Below are 17,262 nucleotides of genomic sequence, written 5' to 3'. Positions count from 1 at the left end.
GCAAGAGAGGAATAATATAGAATTGCATTTTTAAAGCAAGCTTTTTATGTCAGCGGAGCGATAAATATTTTCAACACTTAGCCAAATTAAAGCACCTAAGTTTGCCCCGAGGCGTTAAACCCCGAGACATAGCTGCCCTATTAGCGCAGCGTTTGTTCGACTGACTGCTTGCCATTAAATAGCTCAAATGTGAGGTTCTGAGGATGTTGAGTGGCAAGGTAAACTAGCGCGTCTGCGACATTCTCTCGACTTATCACTGCATCTTCTCTATTTGTAGGGCGTGAAGTGGAGAATCCCCCAGTTGCAGGCTCATTTTGTAACGCACCTGTTTCCCCACCAGAGCCTGCGCTAAATATTACCTGCTCGACGTTGTCAAAAGCAGAGCTAAAATCGCCTTCAAGGTCTTGCTCAGTGATAGTGAGTTGCTCAGACTGAATATCAGCTAGCTTGCTTTTATTGCGCACTAACGCCACGACGTCATGGCCTTGTTCCAGCATTTTCTTTGTCGTCATTTTTCCAATTTGACCACTGGCACCAATGATTAAGGTCTTCATAGATAAACTCCTTTAAAGTGTTTGCTTAACTAAGACCTTGGGGTCATGGTGTAGATTTAAACCCCTGTGGTGGAAATAGGTTATAAATAGGTTATTAATAGGAGAGTAATTGCTGGGATAATCTAAAGACGTGGTGGTCAGGGAAAAGTTGACCACCTTAGGGCGAGGGAAGAGTGACCTGTTACTTTGTTACTTTGCGAGCTCTAAAGTTACGGCCTTTCATTTTTCCTTCTGAGATTGTTTTAAGTGCCACGTTGGCAATACTGCGCTCAACCGCAACGTATGATGACATCGCAGTGACTTTGATTTTGCCGATTTGATCACCTTTTAACGCTTGATTTGAGGTCAGTGCACCTAAGATATCACCCGGTCTTAATTTCGCTTTCTTACCGCCATCGATTTGAATGGTTACCATCGGCGCTCGGTTAATTTTGTTATTTAATACTTGATCGCTTGGCAAGGTATTGGGTTCAATGGTCTTGCCTAAATAGTCTTCGAGGGCATTTACTTTATGCGATTCTTTATAACTCATCAAAGAGCACGCCACGCCTTTATTGCCTGCACGTCCAGTTCTGCCAACGCGGTGAACATGTACTTCTGGGTCATGGGCGATATGGTAGTTGATCACCATATCTACATGATCGACGTCGATACCCCGGGCTGCGACATCCGTTGCCAATAAAATGGTCACGCTCTTATTCGCAAAACGAACTAATGTGCGGTCACGGTCTTTTTGCTCTAAGTCACCGTGAAGTGCAGCCGCATCAAAACCTAGGCTATATAGGCTGTCGCATACGTTCTGGCATTCTGCCTTGGTGTTGCAGAAGATCACCGCTGAGTTTGGTTGAAATTGCATTAATAGCTTTTGTACCGCAGGCAATCTCGCATCGTTATTGTCGACTTCATAAAAGTACTGTTCAATTGAGCTATCGTCATGTGTTGCTTCAACCGTGACTTTGGCTGCATCTTTCATGATGTGCTGCGCGAGCTGCTCTATTTTTGGTGGGTAAGTTGCACTAAATAAAAGATTTTGTCGTGCTGTAGGGCAGTGATCTATGATGCACTGTAGTGACTCTTCAAAACCCATCTCCAACATGCGATCCGCTTCATCCAGTACAAAGGTATTCACTTCATCTAGCGACAAACGGCCTTTGCGCAGGTGCTCTTCAATACGCCCTGGTGTACCCACAATGATGTGCGCACCATGTTCAAGAGAGCCAATTTGTGGACCCATAGGTGCACCACCGCACAGCGCTAACACTTTGATGTTATGGACCGCACGGGCAAGTTTGCGAATTTCAACCGCAACCTGATCGGCAAGCTCTCGAGTTGGGCATACCACAAGCGCCTGCACGCGAAAGCGTTTCACGTTTAAATTATGTAATAGTCCTAAAGAGAAAGCGGCGGTTTTACCTGAGCCTGTTTTACCTTGGCCAATGACATCTTTACCCGCCAAGATAAGCGGTAAGGTTTGTGCTTGAATGTCAGTCATGGTGTGATACCCCAATGACGCGAGGTTATCGAGTAAGGCGCTGGAAAGTGAGGTACTTGAAAAAAGTGGCTGAGTCAAAGTCGCTGTCTCTGTAGTTCTAAAACCGCAATTATAACATGGCTCGAACGGATAGCGCGTGTAAGGCCGTGATAAAATTTTTTACCACGGCCAAGTGCGTTAAAAAATAATCTTAAACATTTCCCATGAACAGGGGTAAGTGGCATTACAGCCTATGACGGTAGGATGCACATTGGCTCCCGCGCCACCATTACCTGCGGCTTGGATATAGTGACCATTGATTGACTTAAGCGCCACTTTATCGCCATTTTGGATCAAGGCGCCGGGGTTATTCGGCAACTCAATCGTGAAGATTTCCCAAATAGAAGCCACCGTTCGGTTGGCATTTAACTCAGCGCCCCCACCTTGCTCTGCAACAAAGTAATAGCCAGTGGCTGTTTGAATGTGGATAGTGTCGCCATCAAACAGGTTACCGCCGTTGACATCGATAAGATTAAACCGTTCCCAAGGGCCAATCGCAATACGATTGGCGTTTACTGTATTACCGCCATTATTTTCTGCAACGAAGTAATATTGTCCGCCCGTTTCAAACGACACATTAGTAAAAATCGTCGGGCCACATGGGGCTGTAGTGAAGGTTAAGTCTTCCCCTTGAATGGTGGTGCGAGGTGGCTTTGGATCTCCTCGAAAACGGAAATGATATTCGCTGCCGCACTCTAGGTTCGCTATTTGTGCGCTAACCGGGCCATTCACACCAGCCGGTGTTGCGAGTACGCTGTAGCCGTAGTTAGTGGTTGGGCCATAATCAAACGTTTCTCCACTTAAACCAATAGTAGAGGCGGAGTAGCCGTTTAATTGAGCGGAGGTTTCTGTGATATTGCTCGCAGCTTGGGTCACATATTGCGTGCCAGCGTGCGCTAAAAATGTACTACCAAACAATGTGAACAGTATCAATTTCAAGATATTCATTGTCTAGCTCCTTTGACGAAAAAAGGCTGTTACGATTAACAGCCTTTTTAGCTTAGGAGAAGGTGTTGCAAATGCTATTACACCTGCTTACACCATTAATTATTAATTGCCAGAAGTGGGCTTCTGACGTGGTGTACGTTTTTCTCCAGCGTGTTGGCTCTTTGGCTTGTTTGCAGACGATGATGGGCGACGTCTGCGGTTGCCATTGTTATTACCTGCAGGTTTACCGTTGCTACTCGGTTTATTGTTGCGAGAACCTGAACTTTGCTTAGGTTTGTTTTTCGGCTGAGCAGAAGGTGCTTGCTCAGCGTCTGTCACCTTTGGTTTTTTCGGTTTCTTGGGCTTTTTCGGCTTGATTGGGCGCGTATCTAATTTTGACTCAGGTACGGCAAGTTGCGGTTCAAACCCAGGCTCCACTTTACGTGGCACCAGCTGTTGAATTAATCGTTCAATGCCAAATAAGTCGCTTGCGGTCTCTTGGGTAACAAACGAGATAGCTTCACCTGTCGCACCAGCGCGGCCTGTTCTACCGATACGGTGAACATAATCTTCGTAAACATTTGGCAGGTCAAAGTTCACGACATGAGGCAACTCTTGAATATCCAAGCCCCGTGCCACAATATCAGTGGCAACAAGTACACGTACTTCACCATTTTTAAAGCCAGCAAGGGCTTTCATGCGAGCGCTTTGGCTTTTATTACCATGGATTGCTGCGGCATTGATCTTGTCTTTTTCTAGATCCTTAACCAAGCGGTTGGCACCGTGTTTTGTGCGGGTGAATACCAACACTTGTTGCCAATCATGCGTTTGCACTAAATGCTTGAGTAAGCTCGTACGTTTACTTTTGTCTACCGGGTATACCCATTGAGTCACGCTTTTTGCTGTGCTGTTTGCTGGTGCCACAGAAATCTCTACTGGATCATGAATTAGCCCTTTTGCCAATGCTCTAATCTCTTCAGAGAAAGTGGCAGAGAACATCAAGTTTTGTCTGCGGCTTGGCAATACTTTGATGATGCGCTTGATATCGTGAATAAAGCCCATGTCTAGCATACGGTCGGCTTCATCCAATACCAGTACTTCAAGGTCATCAAATTTGACAGCATTTTGCTGGTAAAGGTCGAGTAATCGCCCAGGTGTTGCCACTAAAACATCAATGCCTTTACGCAGCTTCATCATTTGCGGATTGATCTTCACACCGCCGTAAACAACTTCAGAGCTGATAGGCAGGTGTTTACTGTACAGCGAAACACTTTGCCATACTTGGTCAGCAAGCTCTCTGGTTGGCGTTAGAATTAACGCGCGTACATTGTTCGCACGTGGCTTAGTACCGGCAATCAGCTTTTGCAACAAAGGTAATGTAAAGCCCGCTGTTTTACCTGTCCCCGTTTGCGCCGCAGCCATCACGTCTCTGCCTTCTAAAATAGCAGGAATGGCTTGCTCTTGAATAGGAGTTGGTTTGTCGTAACCTTGTTCGACAACGGCTTGATTTATTTCTGGGGCTAAACCTAGGTGGCTAAAGCTCATGATTTTGTACTCTGTATTGGGCGGCGGGCAAGAGTACAGTATTTACTCCGCTTAAGCAATTTCGCCGTGTTGTTAAATAGCCTCAAGTTAAATAACGATAGGCGGGTAGATAACAAAGCATAGCGTAAACATCAGGATTACAAACAAAATAAGTGAAAGGAAACGTTCGTACTGCAGGTCTATTGATGGCATTAGTTATTCACGACCAGTTTGCGCTGTATATAAGTCACTAATTCGACAAACTGGGTTAACTTAGGAGCCGTTTTGTGAAATACACATCTGTATCCTTGTTAGAAAAGGGGTTTTATGTTGCGAGCCTTGCTGTTGCGTTGTTACTTTCACCATTAACACAAGCGCAAACCGAGCAAGTCACCGCCCAGCAATTTGTCGATTTGCAACAAGGACAAAACCACTTCCCGGGGTTTCGTAGGGCACACGCAAAAGGGATTTGTGTGTCAGGAGAATTTAAATCGAATGGACGGCTATCTCAGTACTCAAACGCAACCGTTTTTAAAGCCGGCACGCATCCATTTATTGGTCGATTGTCCATTGCTGGAAATAATCCGCACGCTGCTGAGTTGACGGCACCAGTAAGGAGCTTCGCGCTGAGCTTCGTAACAGGTGCTCAGCGTTGGAATATTGCGATGAATACGCCTCCAGTGATGGCGGTAACGAATCCGCATGATTTTTATCAGCAAATTGTTGCTCTGAAGCAGGGCAAAGAGGCAGTAAAAGACTTTTTTGCTGGGCACCCTGAGAGTGCGGATTTTTTGGCATGGAAAGCGAGTTACACGCCAAGCTCGAGTTTTGCCCTTGAGACTTATCATAGTATTAATGCATTTTATTTGGTTGATGAAAAAGCGCAGCGTCAGGCTATTCGCTGGAAAATGCTGCCATTAAATGAAGAAAGTAAAAATCCTTACACAGGCAAAGACGCGCTACAGCAAGAATTTGCAACTCGATTAGAGAAAGGAGCTGTACGCTTCAATTGGCAGTTTATATTTGCCAAGCAAGAAGATGATGAAAATAATCCAGCCAAACTTTGGCCCAGTAACCGCGCGAAGGTAGATGCAGGAGAGATCTTCATAACGCATTGGCAACCGCAATTATCGGGGAACTGCCATGCGCTCAATTTTGACCCCTTGATATTACCTAGCGGTGTTAAAGCAACCGAAGATCCAATTCTAAGAGCGCGCTCTGCTGCCTATGCAGAGTCTTATCGCCGTAGGGCTAAGGAGCAATTGATGGGCGCACTTGAGGAGACAGCGAATGATTGATCAAACAACACGATTTAATCTCGCGATGAGAGTGCTTCACTGGTCTATGGCATTACTTATCTTTGCCATGATTTTTGCAGGACTTGCGATGGTACGTGCGCTTGAGCCTTGGCAGCTTACCTTACTTGGGCTACATAAATCATTTGGTGTGCTGGCACTTTTGCTATTTTTATTGCGCTTTCTTATTAGAATAAAGTCATCGACACCTAGCTTGCCATCTGGGATGTCGACAATACAAGTCAAACTGGCCAAATTCAGCCACTGGCTGCTTTACGCATTGATGTTAATCATACCGACTAGCGGCCTGTTGATGCAGTATTATGCAGCGCGACCAATTGTGGTGTTCGACTTTTTCACCATTCCAGCCGCTATGGTGCCTCACATCGAGTATTTTGCTGTATTTCGCGAAGGGCACAGTTTAGCTATATTGCTACTGATTACAGTACTTGCAGTTCATATTGGAGCGGCGCTTTACCATCACTTTATAAGAAAAGATGGCGTGCTAAAAAGCATGTTGTAATCAACAAAGAGTCATTGTAAGTAAAAACAGTTAAATTACCGCGCCCTAACACTCTAGTGTCATATTGGTGTCGAAATAGCCTATGTTGCACTCGGCTTGTTTAATGGCGGGATAGCTTTGCTCCATCGCAGCCCTTAGCAAGTTTTTATAATCGCTTCTTATGATACTGCTAACCAAACGAGTTACGCCAAAGTCTAGAAGCACAAAATAAATAACGAGATGTAAAAACTCTCGAATATCTCGTATGTGCCATTTAAAATTGTGTGTTTTTAATACGTTAGCTAGGTGTGATTTGTTCTTAGCGAGCCAATTGATGGCTTGGATAATTCACTGCTCGCTAGTTGCAGGCGATTTGCATGTTGAAATGACAATGTTTGACTGGTAAGTTATTAAAAATACTAAATAAAATTAGCTTGAATGTTGTTGTTTTTGACTTGTGGATAAGTGAGATATTCAAGAATTCACGCTAATGAGCTGTTAGGTACTCAAAGGAATGCAGAGATGCTCTACAAAATAGAAGAACAAGCCGAAGCTTTTGAAAAGTTAGAGCCTGTAGAGTTCAAAGACTTTTCTAGTTTTGGAAAACTTGAGAAAGATCTAGAAAACTTAATTGCAAATAGCATCTTAGATGTGTTGTTTGAAGATGCTAGATTGATGCCTGTGTTTCAGGAAAGACAATGGCAAGCGGAAGCTGATATATATGCACTTAATGAAAATGGTGAATTAGTTATATTTGAATTAAAGCGTGCATCAGTTGGGAAAGATGCCGTCCATCAAGCACTAAGATATGCGCAAGATGCTGGTCAATGGAGCTACCAAAAGTTAGAACAAAAGTTCAAAGAATATAGCAAAAGCGAAATGTCACTAGTTGAAGCTCACAGAGAGGCTTTTAGTCTTGAGCATGAATTAGATCCAAAAGAAATAAATAATAAACAACACCTATTAGTTATCGGTAGTGCAGCTGATGAATCATTAGTATCTTCCGTCGATTACTGGAAGAAAAATGGTATATCTATTGATTTCCTACCATATCGAGTTTACGAAATCGCTGGAGAAAAGTACTTTGAATTCTTTGCGCTTCCATATGATAAGCACAAGAATCCAAGTGATGTAAAAGGTGTATTATTTGATACAAATCGTAGTTGGGATGAGAATTCTATTTGGTCGATGATGGATAATAGTCGTCTTGAGGCATATGGCGATGCAAAGAGGTTTGTTCACTATGTTCATGTAGGAGATATTGTTTTCTTTTCGCACAAATGGTGCGGCTTAATCGCTGCCGCAAAAGTAAAAGGTGAAGTTAAAGCTCCTGACAGTGAAACTTTGTATCGAGATGTAGAGTTTTTGACTCCTATTCCGAACCGGAAAGATAACAAATTGTTGGCTATGCCTTTTTCAGCAGTTAGCTCAAAAACAGGTAAAAGTTTCTTTTGGGCTAGAACTATAAAGGTCCCTTATCTGACAAAAAATGAAGCACTTGAATTAGTCGAGGAGCTAAACAATTACTTGCATCTCGCATAATAAGTCAAGGCTGCCGGACTGCTTCGCTGCCGCGGCTTGACGCGTTAGGCACACAAAAGAGAATGATATGCAAAAACTAAGCTTTGCATTAATGTTGATAGCTGTATCGTTTTCAAGTGTAGCTGGGAACGAATTTACACCTGAACAATTAATTGAAAAAGGTAAGGCGTTTGTCCAAGCTAAAAATGCGCGCCAGCAACCGAGTAGTAAGATTGAGGATATTGAAAACGATTTATCTTTGTTGTCAGACAGCTTTATTGATGAACACGTTAAATACAATTTCACTTATACCGATAAATCTAAACTCCGGCAAGATATGGTCGGAAAGCTCAAAGACGAAGTTATTAGTAGCAGCATCACTATCAATGAGGTTATGACTGGCTCAAATGTCATTTTTATCAAAATGACGGAGTCTGGTAAAGTCAAGCCAGCGCGTCTAGACAAAATCATTGAATATAATAAAACTAACATTGTCTCATTGGAATTCGATAAATCCGGTTTAATTAAGCGTATACGAAGGCATCATGGTTAAAAGTGTGCCTTTGAGCAAGGCATTGGTTAGGAAGTTATGCGTAAGTTTTTAAATGTGAGTAAACAACACCAAAAGGCGTTAGAGAAACAATTTCCAAATCTTATAGATTTAGCTCAAGTTAACGAAATGAAAGGGTACACTTACTTAGCTATCTCTATTTTTGACCATTGGCTAACGCGAGATGAATCAATAGAGTTATGGGGTGGTCTTGATACAAACGAGATCATAAGAAGAGCTTCTAAGTTTGAAACCTTCAATCAGTTATTATCAGAACAAACAGAAATTTTAACTTTTCGGTTTCGTGGACTAAGAGGCGACAAACCTAAGTTTAAATCATTCCTATCACAGCAAGTGCAATCTTCGTATTTGAGACAAACTGATATAGGGATGTATCAAGTTGTTCTCCCTGAATTAAATGCGGTTTACTTTGAAGGTTATGACGACACAAATGTGATTTATTTACAAGATCCCAGTGTTAGACCCATTATTGAGTCATGTGCCGAGAAAGTTGGCTTACATTGTCTGGAACATTGGTAATCTAATCAGAGATTATAGCGTCAACGAAATTGTAAGAGTCGTTTAAAGCTGTGAATACATTTTAATCATTGGTAGTCAAAAGTGCTCATACAAGGGGCTTTTGGCGCTTGCCACATGATAGATCGAATAGATGATCGAATAGATGAAAGGATCGAATAGATGAAGGATCGAATAGATGACATCCACTACTATTTGCACCAACGCTGGAAAATACAGGTTAAAAAGTATAAAAATACTTCAATCACTGGGTACAAATACGTTTTTCGATAGGCCAATTCTTGTCGCCTAAGCATATCTCTACACCAAAACCGTGTTATCGCGCACGACAACACGCTGTAAATACAACAGTAAGAAATTCTAGAGTTGATAGTGTGTGTCTGGCTAAGCCAACAAGCGCTCACAGTTTGTTAGGTTCGTACGTCGTCGTTTTTGTAGTGTTTCGCAGTAAGCGGTTATTGTTCTCTCTCGACCAACGGCACCGTGAAATACCCGAGAAAACTGCGTAGTGAGTTTTATCCAGTTCTCAGGCTCTATATTTAATCGAGTAAGAATGGGTTGAGACTCAAAGATATAGCCTTGTTTGTCGGCGCGGATACATTGGCCTGTGAGTTCAACTAATTCAATATAGGATTTGAGTTCAAAAGGTAGTCCTTTTGGCATATGTTTTCGTGGGCTGCCAGCAAAGCGTAATAGACTTTTTGGTTGTTTTCCCAGCTTTGCATGGTCGATGCGCTTTTTGATGCTGGTGTAGTCTGAGGTTTCAGGCGTTGCGGCGATTTTGGCTCTAATGGGGTTTAAGTCTACGTAAGCGAGACAAGCGACCAACGCCGCCTCGTCCAGTAATGCTTGGGATTTGAATCGTCCTTCCCAAAACCGGCCTGTACAATTATCTTCTTTATTTGCTCGCCGGGCGATGTCTTCGTTAAGCACTCGCATAAACCAGCTAATATCTGCGAGTCTTTCTCTGTACTTATCAACCAGCTCATCGAGTATCAATTGCTCCGAATCATTCAGTGGCTCATCTTCAATAAACTTTTGGCTTATCCAATTACCTTTAAACAACTTGTGCCACCGTATCAAAATCGCTTTATCCGACAGGCGCTTAGCCTTTGTATCATCAACATATAAAACAATATGAGTGTGATTACTCATCACGGCATAAGCACAAATATCAATACAAAACACGGAACCCAACATCAGGAGCTTTTCTTCAACCCAATCCCGGCGGTGTTCGTATGATTTTCCGGTAAATCTATCTTCACCGCACAGAAACGCGCGCCTTACGCAACGGGAGATACAATGGTAGTATTTGGTGTCGGTTAAACTGATTTGCTTTTTACGGGCTGTAGCCATAGTTTGTTTTCCTCAATCCTTTGAGTGCAGAATTAAAGCGTAGGCGGTATCTTAGGAAGGTGCAAATTAGTGGTGGGTGTCAGCGATTTAGCGCATCAGCGATTTAGCGATTTAAGCTAATAGCTGAAATAAAAAAGTGGGCTAGTGAAGCTGGCGTATATTGCCCAAAGTATTAGTAACTTAACAAAGTGCTAAAAGAGCAGGCACAAAACACTTGGCGTGCGTACATTTTTCAATGATTATAGCCAAGCAAATTTTGTCTTTGTAACAAAGGCGAACCCTAGGAGGAAGTAATATGAAATCGGCACTTTTAGTCGTAGATGTTCAAAATGGAGTTTTTGGTTCCACCAATCCTCCATATTTATCTGAAAATGTAATAAGCAATATTAAACAATTATTGGGTTACGCTAGCTCATCTGAAATTGAAATTGTATTTATACAACATGAAATCCCGGGGGTGCTAGAGCCAGAAAGTGATGCTTGGCAACTGTTTTCAGATTTAACAATTAATGATTCTAGCTATAAGGTTCGCAAAAGAACTCCAGACTCGTTCCAAGATACAGACTTAAGAGGGTATCTAAATGAAAATGGAGTTGAGCATGTGCTTATATGTGGCTATTCAACAGAGTTTTGTATAGATAGAACCGCATTTAGTGCAGCCAATAAAGGCTATAAAGTTACTTTGATAGAGGATGCTCATACAACACACGGTAAGCCTCATTTGGATGCACCTTCGATTATTTCACACCATAATTTTACTCTGTCTAAGCATCCCAATATTGCTCTGAGTTCTACTGCAGCGTTGATTTCGGGCTAGCAAGAGATTACAGCGTCACTAGCTATTTTTAAGCTGTTGGCGCTTACCATATTACACCATCTTGTAGCATCGAGTTTAATATCACAACCATCTTTCTAATACTGGCAATGATAGCTACTTTTTTCGGTTTTTCGGCAGCCACTAACTGCTGAGATTGATTTTTTAAAAACAGGGTTTGACATCATCGCTACATACAGCGTAGCCCCACTCAGATCAAGACCAACATGTATTTTGCTCACGCTTTGAAGCCGAAGTTACCATGGTTGACGGATGCAATACCGAATAAGGCGATGCTAGTTTAGGTTTAGAGGTCATTCAACAAGGTGTTTAATAAATGTTTTGCATGTTGATTACTTGTTTCTCTGCTGTCAGTATAGCCATTAGTTAGTTTCCGATTTGGAAACTTTAAACAATGATCATTAAGGAAATAAAATGAAACTGAGCCTTAAGAAAAGGAATATGAAAGTACTCAATAAAGACAACAGCCAAATTGTTAAAAATGCCACAGCGCAAATTGCTGGTGGTTATAATCGAGGTTATACAGACTTTTATTTTTGTGGAACAACGCATTGTCCATCTGCGTATCCGGAGTGCGAAACGATGGGGTGTAACGCGTAACCTTTTTCCGTAGCCAGCGATTACTCATCAATTCATAGGTTTTTTCTGGATCTCAAACCTGTGAATTGTAATTCATTACATTCCTATTTGATCAAACACCTTCCAAAGTACCTTTGCGTTTATTTGCTACAACACCGTAAAAATCACGACAAGCAGAGATTGACTCTCTAGGTGCTTTAAATACACGCCACTTTTTTATGTTGGGCTTTGTATCGAACACTCTTTTTGTCGTATGGCTTTTAACGTTTTACTCTTTTTTTGTGGTTATGTTATATTGTATCAAATTAATGCAGGCATGACGAAGGAGAAAGCGTGAACGCAAAAGTACATTCGTTTGGAGACAAAGCAGCAATTGGGTTATCTATGTTGTGCTTAGTCCATTGTTTAATATTACCTTTTTTATTAATTGTACTTCCTCCCTTTGCGGGGTTACTCGCGCTCTCTGATGAAGCTTTTCACGAATGGTTACTCATAGCCGTGCTACCCATTAGCGTATTGGCCCTTGGATTTGGCTATGTGCGGCATAAGTCAGGTCTTGTCGTGGGCTTGGGGTTAATGGGCTGCACACTCTTGGTGCTAGCAACTCTTTTAGGTGAACAACGCGGAGAAACCTTGTTCACAGTGCTTGGCTCTATGCTCATCTCCTACGCTCATCTTCGAAACTATGCGCTGCGTCGCAATTTTCACTAAATAAAACCCTATTTGGAGTTACTATGAATAGCCTTATGCCTATAGAGCCGTTGCTTGACGTGGACTCAGTGCATCATCAGCAGTCAGAACATGCCACCGTGTTAACCAAAATTTATGAGCCCAACACCAATATTGTGATTTGGCAACATGCAGTATCATCTGCTTTGAAAGCAGAGTTTGGCCGCTACTTAGAAACAGCAAAAGAGCTAGAGTTAGCGCTACAAATTGCGACTAGCAATATCACTTGCGAAGTCAGTGAGTCGTTAAAGCGTTTGAATTTTAGTGATGCGATGGTGGCGCATATTATTGAAATAGTAGATATGTTTAGCTGCTTATTTGAACTTCGCGTCGTTGGTTTACGGTTAAAAATGCTCGAGACTGCAATGTGCCCGAAATTTCATGTTGATAAAGTACCAGTACGACTGGTGACTACACTCGCAGGCGCGGGCAGTGAGTGGCTTAGAAACCAGCATGTATCAAGAGATGGCAACAAACTGACTATTTCTCCTGAAGCTGACGCAATACAGCTTGCCTGTGGGGATGTGGCATTATTAAAAGGTGAGCGTTGGGACGGAAATGAAGGCCGTGGCTTAGTGCATCGCTCACCAGCAGTAGTAACAGGGGAAAAGCGATTACTACTGACGTTAGATTTTATCGCCTAGATTGGATTCATTATGACAACAAAATTAACTGCATTTGTATTTAGCACTATTTTTAGCCTCTCGCTATTGGGATGCCAGTCGGAGCCTTTAAATATCGGTTCCTCCGCGGTAAGCGGCCAAGCAAACGTCGCTCCGCTTAAAATCGCGACTTGGAACATGGAGCATTTAGCATATCCATCGAGTGCAGGATGTAGGCCTCGTGATGAGCAGGAGATAAGCGCGCTGCGCGATTATGCAAAAGGGCTTAATGCAGACGTTATTGCGCTACAGGAAGTTGCATCGGTTAAGGCATTAGAGCAGGTCTTTCCAAGTAGTGAATGGCAATTACTGATTTCAAGTCGAGCTAATAGCGCGACGTACGACTGTAGAGGAAGTGGCAATCTATCTACACAGCAGAAAACCGCGTTTGCGATTAGAAATAATCTGGTCCCAAGCAAAGTGGATAACGTGAGCGAACTTAGCGTGGATGTTGAAGGGCTAAGACATGGTCTAGTTGTGACCTTAAATACTCAGTTTGGTGAGCTTTCAGTGCTTAATGTCCATCTTAAAAGCGGCTGTTTTGTTGATAACTATTCAACTTCGGATAAAAAGGCTTGTCGACTGCTGGCAGAGCAGTTACCAGTACTTAAGTCTTGGTTGGAGAAACACGCAAATAGCAACACCATTGTGTTGGGCGACTTCAATCATCGTTTAAGCCATGGTGACAATCAATTTTGGCAGCAGCTAACCAAGCACCAAAATAGCGCCTCTGCACCTTTGGTAAACGCAACTGAAACACTGACAGGTTGTCACCCACGCTATCCTGTGCCGATTGACCATATATTACTAAGCAACAAACTTGCAAACACGGTAAAATTCGACCCCAGCGTACATTTCTTTGCGGATATGTCTGAGGAGAAAATGCTCAGCGATCACTGTGCTATTTCAGTGTTAATTAGCATGCGTTAAGGCGGTTGTTCGTTGCACCAAAAGGGAGCGCATATAGCCAAAAAGTCAACCGGTGATGTGCAAATATTATCAAGGTCTAGTCGCCAAAAGCGGCGTCTTTAACGGTAACTTTAGTGTTGAAATTAGACCTTATTTGCTTTAGTCTGCTGCGCAAATTGAGCTGAGTTACATAGACTTAGCGCTGCGCATTCAAAGGATTTGAACAATGACTAAACGCTTTTGGTTTACCACGCTTTATGGTTTATTGCTGGCAATCATTTTATTGGTTGTGAGCGCGCCTTCTCTGGCTTATTTGAGATTTAAAGATGCGTCGGTAGCGGATCCTCACTTCTCTCAGCTACAAGTTAATCTCGATATTAATAAAACGGGTGCACTGCAAGTTACTCAGCAAGGCATATTGCAAGGGGGAAACTTCGATTGGCAGGGGCTCGCGCAAACAATTGAGCTGGATGTGAGGTATCCAGATGGTACACACTATCTGAGCGATATCAGCATTGACTCAGTAAAAATCGACGAGCAAGAAGTGCGTTATGCACTGAAGTATAACTACGATAGAAGTGCAGTAACGCTCGTAATAAGCAAAGAGCAGCTCCCAAAGCAAGGGCAGGCTCAGCAATTTGAAGTGCGATATCAATCAAAAAACCGTATGCGGTTTTATCCGGCATTGGACGAATTGACTTATTCACTCTTTCCGAATGTAAATCTGAAAATAAACAAGCTTACCGTCTCGATTCTCTATCCTCAAACTGCAACGCTCAAGGAGCACCAATTGTTTGTCGATCATCTAAACAATGATGCGTTTGTGATACATGATGGGATGGTTGATGGACGTAATCAGCTCCTATTCGAGAGTCAATCTGAGATAGCAGATAAAGCACAGGGAGAAATCGCCCTCGCGTTTGAAAAAGGTGTGTTTAAGGATAACTATCTTTACCGCAAAGTATGGTATCCGTTTAGAGTGTTATTTATTGCTTTGCCGTTTTTAATGCTATTTGCATTGGCTGTGTGGCAAACGCGTAAGCGCCTCCATGCATTGCCAAAACTTGCCGATGCGCTTCCTTGTTCAGCTCAACCACCAGACTTACCGATTTGCTTGGTAAGAGAACTGGTTGCTGCAAATATCGAACGCATGCTAACAGCAAAAGACGCGTTAGCTGAGGTGTTAAAGCTTGCAGTGGCGAAACAGTTAACGATTAGCGAACGGGGTAAAAACAACGATGAATTTAGTAATGTTGACCCAAAAAAGCTGCATCAAATTCAGTTAAATCCTGAAGCGCCGAGCCAGCCAGAGGCGGTTGGGTTAAGCGGTAAACTGCAACGTTACTTTTATCAACAGCAAGACGTGCAAAACCCGAGTGGAAAACGCAAGCGAAAACGAGTGATAAAAAACCGCTTTGTTATTAACAAAGGAAACGAGGGGAGAACGTCTTTCACAGAAATAATATGTCATTATGTGAATAATGCCGAAGTGGGGAAAGCTCAGCATAATGTAAACTTTCTTGCTTTTATAGCGCCTATTTTACTTTGGTTAAGTGCTTCATTTGTTGTGATTGGAGTTGGTGCTGGCAATGGATGGCAAGTGTTTGCGGGTAGTTTAATTGTCGTTTTATTGTGCACTTCTATATTATTAATTGCGGTGCTTATTGTAGAGATGTTCATAGAACATCGCAGCGAAGATAAAAAGAGCCGAGAAATGTGGCTTGTACGAGCGTTAATTTATATTCCTACCTATTTATTCTTATTATGGATGTGTGTTGATGGTGATGATGAGCTGGTGAATGGTACCAGTGTGGTTTTTCACTTCTTTTACCTAGGTTTTATTGCGGCTTTCTTTTCATTTATCGGGCCTTCCAAGCAATTTAAAGCTTGGGTATTGCAGTCTCAGCAATTTTATCAATACATTAAACTTAAGAGTCAGCACTGCTTCGCTGAAGGAGTCGAAAAAGCGGAGTACGAAGCATTGTTACCTTATGCATATGCATTTGGTTTGTTGAATGAATGGATAAAAGGGTATGAGGCTTATCTAGCTGCAAAGCAGGACGACACTACGCCTTTGATCCCTTGGATCCGGTATAAAAAAATTACCGAGCCGAGAGAATTAAAACAACATTTAAGTTGTCTTGAAGCGGTCATGCCTGCAATATCATGTTCGCTGTATGATAGACTGCCATACACTTAGGGCGATTGATTTTTCAACTTTGTTTTTGTTGAGCGTTGGCATTTTTGCAAGCACTATATGCGCGTTACATAAACAGTTATTTGACAACCGCACCTGATGAATAACTTAAACGAAAGGAGTGTGCTATGCCATCCGCAAACTTACTTGCCTTGCTCGATGATGTCGCTGCGTTAACAAAATTAGCCGCAACGAAAACCGCTCCGGTGTTAGGAGACGATCTTGCCGTCAACGCAGAGCAACTATCGGGCGGGATCAAACCAGATCGGGAACTTGCAGTCGTATGGAAAGTGTTTAAAGGCTCCTTGCTGAACAAGTTTATTTTAGTGCCTGTTGCTTTGGCTTGCAGTTACTTTGCGCCGTTTATGATCCCCATTATGCTAATTTTAGGGGCGCTGTACTTGCTGTTTGAGGGCGGCGAAAAAATTCTCCACGCTATTTTTCACCGTCAGGAGCAACAGCAAGAAACCGATGAGTTTGTCAAAGCGCTTGAGGATGAGCGTGTTGACTTAGTCGAGTTTGAAAAAGACAAAATCAAGGGCGCTATCGTTACCGACTTTGTTCTGTCGGCGGAAATTATCATTATTGCGCTGGGGGCGATTGCTGATCAGCCTTTTGAAAAGCAAGCAATAGTCCTTTCGTTAATTGGGCTTGCGCTGACAATCGGGGTTTACGGAATTGTGGCCCTGATTGTTAAGCTTGATGATATTGGTTTAGCCATGATTAAGGACGTAGGTAAGACTACACTTGCGGCGATAAAACGTGGGGTGGGTAAGGGGCTGCTTTATTTTGCTAACGGTCTGATGAAGTTTTTGTCAGTCGCTGGTGTGCTGGCAATGCTTTTAGTTGGCGTTGATATTTTGGCTCACCAGTTCCACTTACTCGAAGAAATTGTTCACGCTATTGAAAAGCTGATCCCTGCAATGAGCTGGTTTTTGAGTATTATCGCCAAGCTTGGATTGGGGGCGGTGATTGGTGTCATTATTGCGGCGGTGCTGAGTCAGTTGCTGGCAGTGTTTAAAAAAGCATAAATAATCGCAAGTAGCCCGTAGAT

The 17,262-nt window shown here is 42.7% G+C and carries 17 protein-coding genes and 1 pseudogene; 12 read left to right on the top strand and 6 right to left on the bottom strand.

Annotated features, from left to right (window positions below; genetic code table 11):
- Positions 1–140: 140 nt before the first annotated feature.
- The 4 genes from EXT47_RS12535 to EXT47_RS12520 all read right to left on the bottom strand — a co-directional run bounded on the left by EXT47_RS12535 (position 141) and on the right by EXT47_RS12520 (position 4,557).
- Positions 141–554: an NAD(P)-binding oxidoreductase gene (locus EXT47_RS12535; protein ID WP_130126732.1), complete on the bottom strand. Its 414-nt coding sequence runs from the start codon at positions 552–554 to the stop codon at positions 141–143.
- A 181-nt stretch (positions 555–735) separates the two neighbouring features.
- On the bottom strand, positions 736–2,124 hold the full coding sequence (dbpA, locus tag EXT47_RS12530; RefSeq protein WP_130126731.1) for an ATP-dependent RNA helicase DbpA: 1,389 nt from the start codon (positions 2,122–2,124) through the stop codon (positions 736–738).
- 99 nt (positions 2,125–2,223) lie between these two features.
- Positions 2,224–3,033 (bottom strand): peptidase S8, encoded by an 810-nt coding sequence (locus EXT47_RS12525; protein ID WP_130126730.1) that lies wholly within the window; start codon positions 3,031–3,033, stop codon positions 2,224–2,226.
- A 102-nt stretch (positions 3,034–3,135) separates the two neighbouring features.
- A complete protein-coding gene (locus EXT47_RS12520) occupies positions 3,136–4,557 on the bottom strand; it encodes a DEAD/DEAH box helicase (RefSeq protein WP_039492112.1) in 1,422 nt (473 codons plus the stop codon).
- Positions 4,558–4,823: 266 nt separating this feature from the next.
- Between EXT47_RS12520 and EXT47_RS12515 the strand changes: the two genes are divergently transcribed.
- From EXT47_RS12515 to EXT47_RS12495, 5 genes are all read left to right on the top strand, one after another.
- On the top strand, positions 4,824–5,834 hold the full coding sequence (locus EXT47_RS12515) for a catalase family peroxidase (RefSeq protein WP_130126729.1): 1,011 nt from the start codon (positions 4,824–4,826) through the stop codon (positions 5,832–5,834).
- On the top strand, positions 5,827–6,354 hold the full coding sequence (locus EXT47_RS12510) for a cytochrome b (protein WP_130126728.1): 528 nt from the start codon (positions 5,827–5,829) through the stop codon (positions 6,352–6,354). Before EXT47_RS12515 ends, EXT47_RS12510 begins: the two co-directional genes overlap by 8 nt.
- A gap of 501 nt (positions 6,355–6,855) precedes the next feature.
- Positions 6,856–7,875, top strand: a complete 1,020-nt coding sequence (locus EXT47_RS12505; protein WP_130126727.1) for a hypothetical protein — start codon at positions 6,856–6,858, stop codon at positions 7,873–7,875.
- Positions 7,876–7,942: 67 nt separating this feature from the next.
- Positions 7,943–8,407 (top strand): hypothetical protein, encoded by a 465-nt coding sequence (locus EXT47_RS12500; protein ID WP_069023358.1) that lies wholly within the window; start codon positions 7,943–7,945, stop codon positions 8,405–8,407.
- Between the two features lie 36 nt (positions 8,408–8,443).
- The gene (locus tag EXT47_RS12495) at positions 8,444–8,944 is read left to right on the top strand and encodes a hypothetical protein (protein WP_130126726.1); all 501 of its coding nucleotides are present in this window, start codon (positions 8,444–8,446) and stop codon (positions 8,942–8,944) included.
- A gap of 381 nt (positions 8,945–9,325) precedes the next feature.
- On the opposite strand, the gene EXT47_RS12490 is transcribed toward EXT47_RS12495, so the two are convergent.
- Positions 9,326–10,297: a transposase gene (locus tag EXT47_RS12490; RefSeq protein WP_130126725.1), complete on the bottom strand. Its 972-nt coding sequence runs from the start codon at positions 10,295–10,297 to the stop codon at positions 9,326–9,328.
- A gap of 295 nt (positions 10,298–10,592) precedes the next feature.
- Here EXT47_RS12490 and EXT47_RS12485 point away from each other — a divergent pair, with 295 nt between their 5' ends.
- On the top strand, positions 10,593–11,114 hold the full coding sequence (locus tag EXT47_RS12485; RefSeq protein WP_130126724.1) for a cysteine hydrolase family protein: 522 nt from the start codon (positions 10,593–10,595) through the stop codon (positions 11,112–11,114).
- 43 nt (positions 11,115–11,157) lie between these two features.
- Here EXT47_RS12485 and EXT47_RS12480 read toward each other — a convergent pair.
- Positions 11,158–11,311: pseudogene (locus EXT47_RS12480) on the bottom strand (IS110 family transposase); the annotation flags it as partial.
- A 235-nt stretch (positions 11,312–11,546) separates the two neighbouring features.
- Here EXT47_RS12480 and EXT47_RS12475 point away from each other — a divergent pair.
- From EXT47_RS12475 to EXT47_RS12450, 6 genes are all read left to right on the top strand, one after another.
- Positions 11,547–11,732: a hypothetical protein gene (locus tag EXT47_RS12475; RefSeq protein ID WP_039492121.1), complete on the top strand. Its 186-nt coding sequence runs from the start codon at positions 11,547–11,549 to the stop codon at positions 11,730–11,732.
- Between the two features lie 312 nt (positions 11,733–12,044).
- Positions 12,045–12,422, top strand: coding sequence for a MerC domain-containing protein (locus EXT47_RS12470; RefSeq protein WP_039492122.1), 378 nt, complete (start codon positions 12,045–12,047; stop codon positions 12,420–12,422).
- A gap of 23 nt (positions 12,423–12,445) precedes the next feature.
- Positions 12,446–13,084, top strand: a complete 639-nt coding sequence (locus tag EXT47_RS12465; protein ID WP_039492124.1) for a DUF1826 domain-containing protein — start codon at positions 12,446–12,448, stop codon at positions 13,082–13,084.
- Positions 13,085–13,096: 12 nt separating this feature from the next.
- Entirely contained in the window at positions 13,097–14,032 is a 936-nt protein-coding gene (locus EXT47_RS12460; RefSeq protein ID WP_130126723.1) for an endonuclease/exonuclease/phosphatase family protein, read from the top strand.
- 205 nt (positions 14,033–14,237) lie between these two features.
- Positions 14,238–16,211 (top strand): DUF2207 domain-containing protein, encoded by a 1,974-nt coding sequence (locus tag EXT47_RS12455; protein ID WP_130126722.1) that lies wholly within the window; start codon positions 14,238–14,240, stop codon positions 16,209–16,211.
- Positions 16,212–16,336: 125 nt separating this feature from the next.
- Entirely contained in the window at positions 16,337–17,239 is a 903-nt protein-coding gene (locus tag EXT47_RS12450) for a DUF808 domain-containing protein (RefSeq protein ID WP_039492132.1), read from the top strand.
- The last annotated feature ends 23 nt before the right edge of the window (positions 17,240–17,262 follow it).

Source organism: Pseudoalteromonas sp. CO342X, assembly GCF_004208915.1.
Lineage (GTDB): Bacteria > Pseudomonadota > Gammaproteobacteria > Enterobacterales > Alteromonadaceae > Pseudoalteromonas > Pseudoalteromonas maricaloris.
Note: the sequence above shows the minus strand (reverse complement) of the source record. Positions and strands in the feature narration are given on the sequence as shown.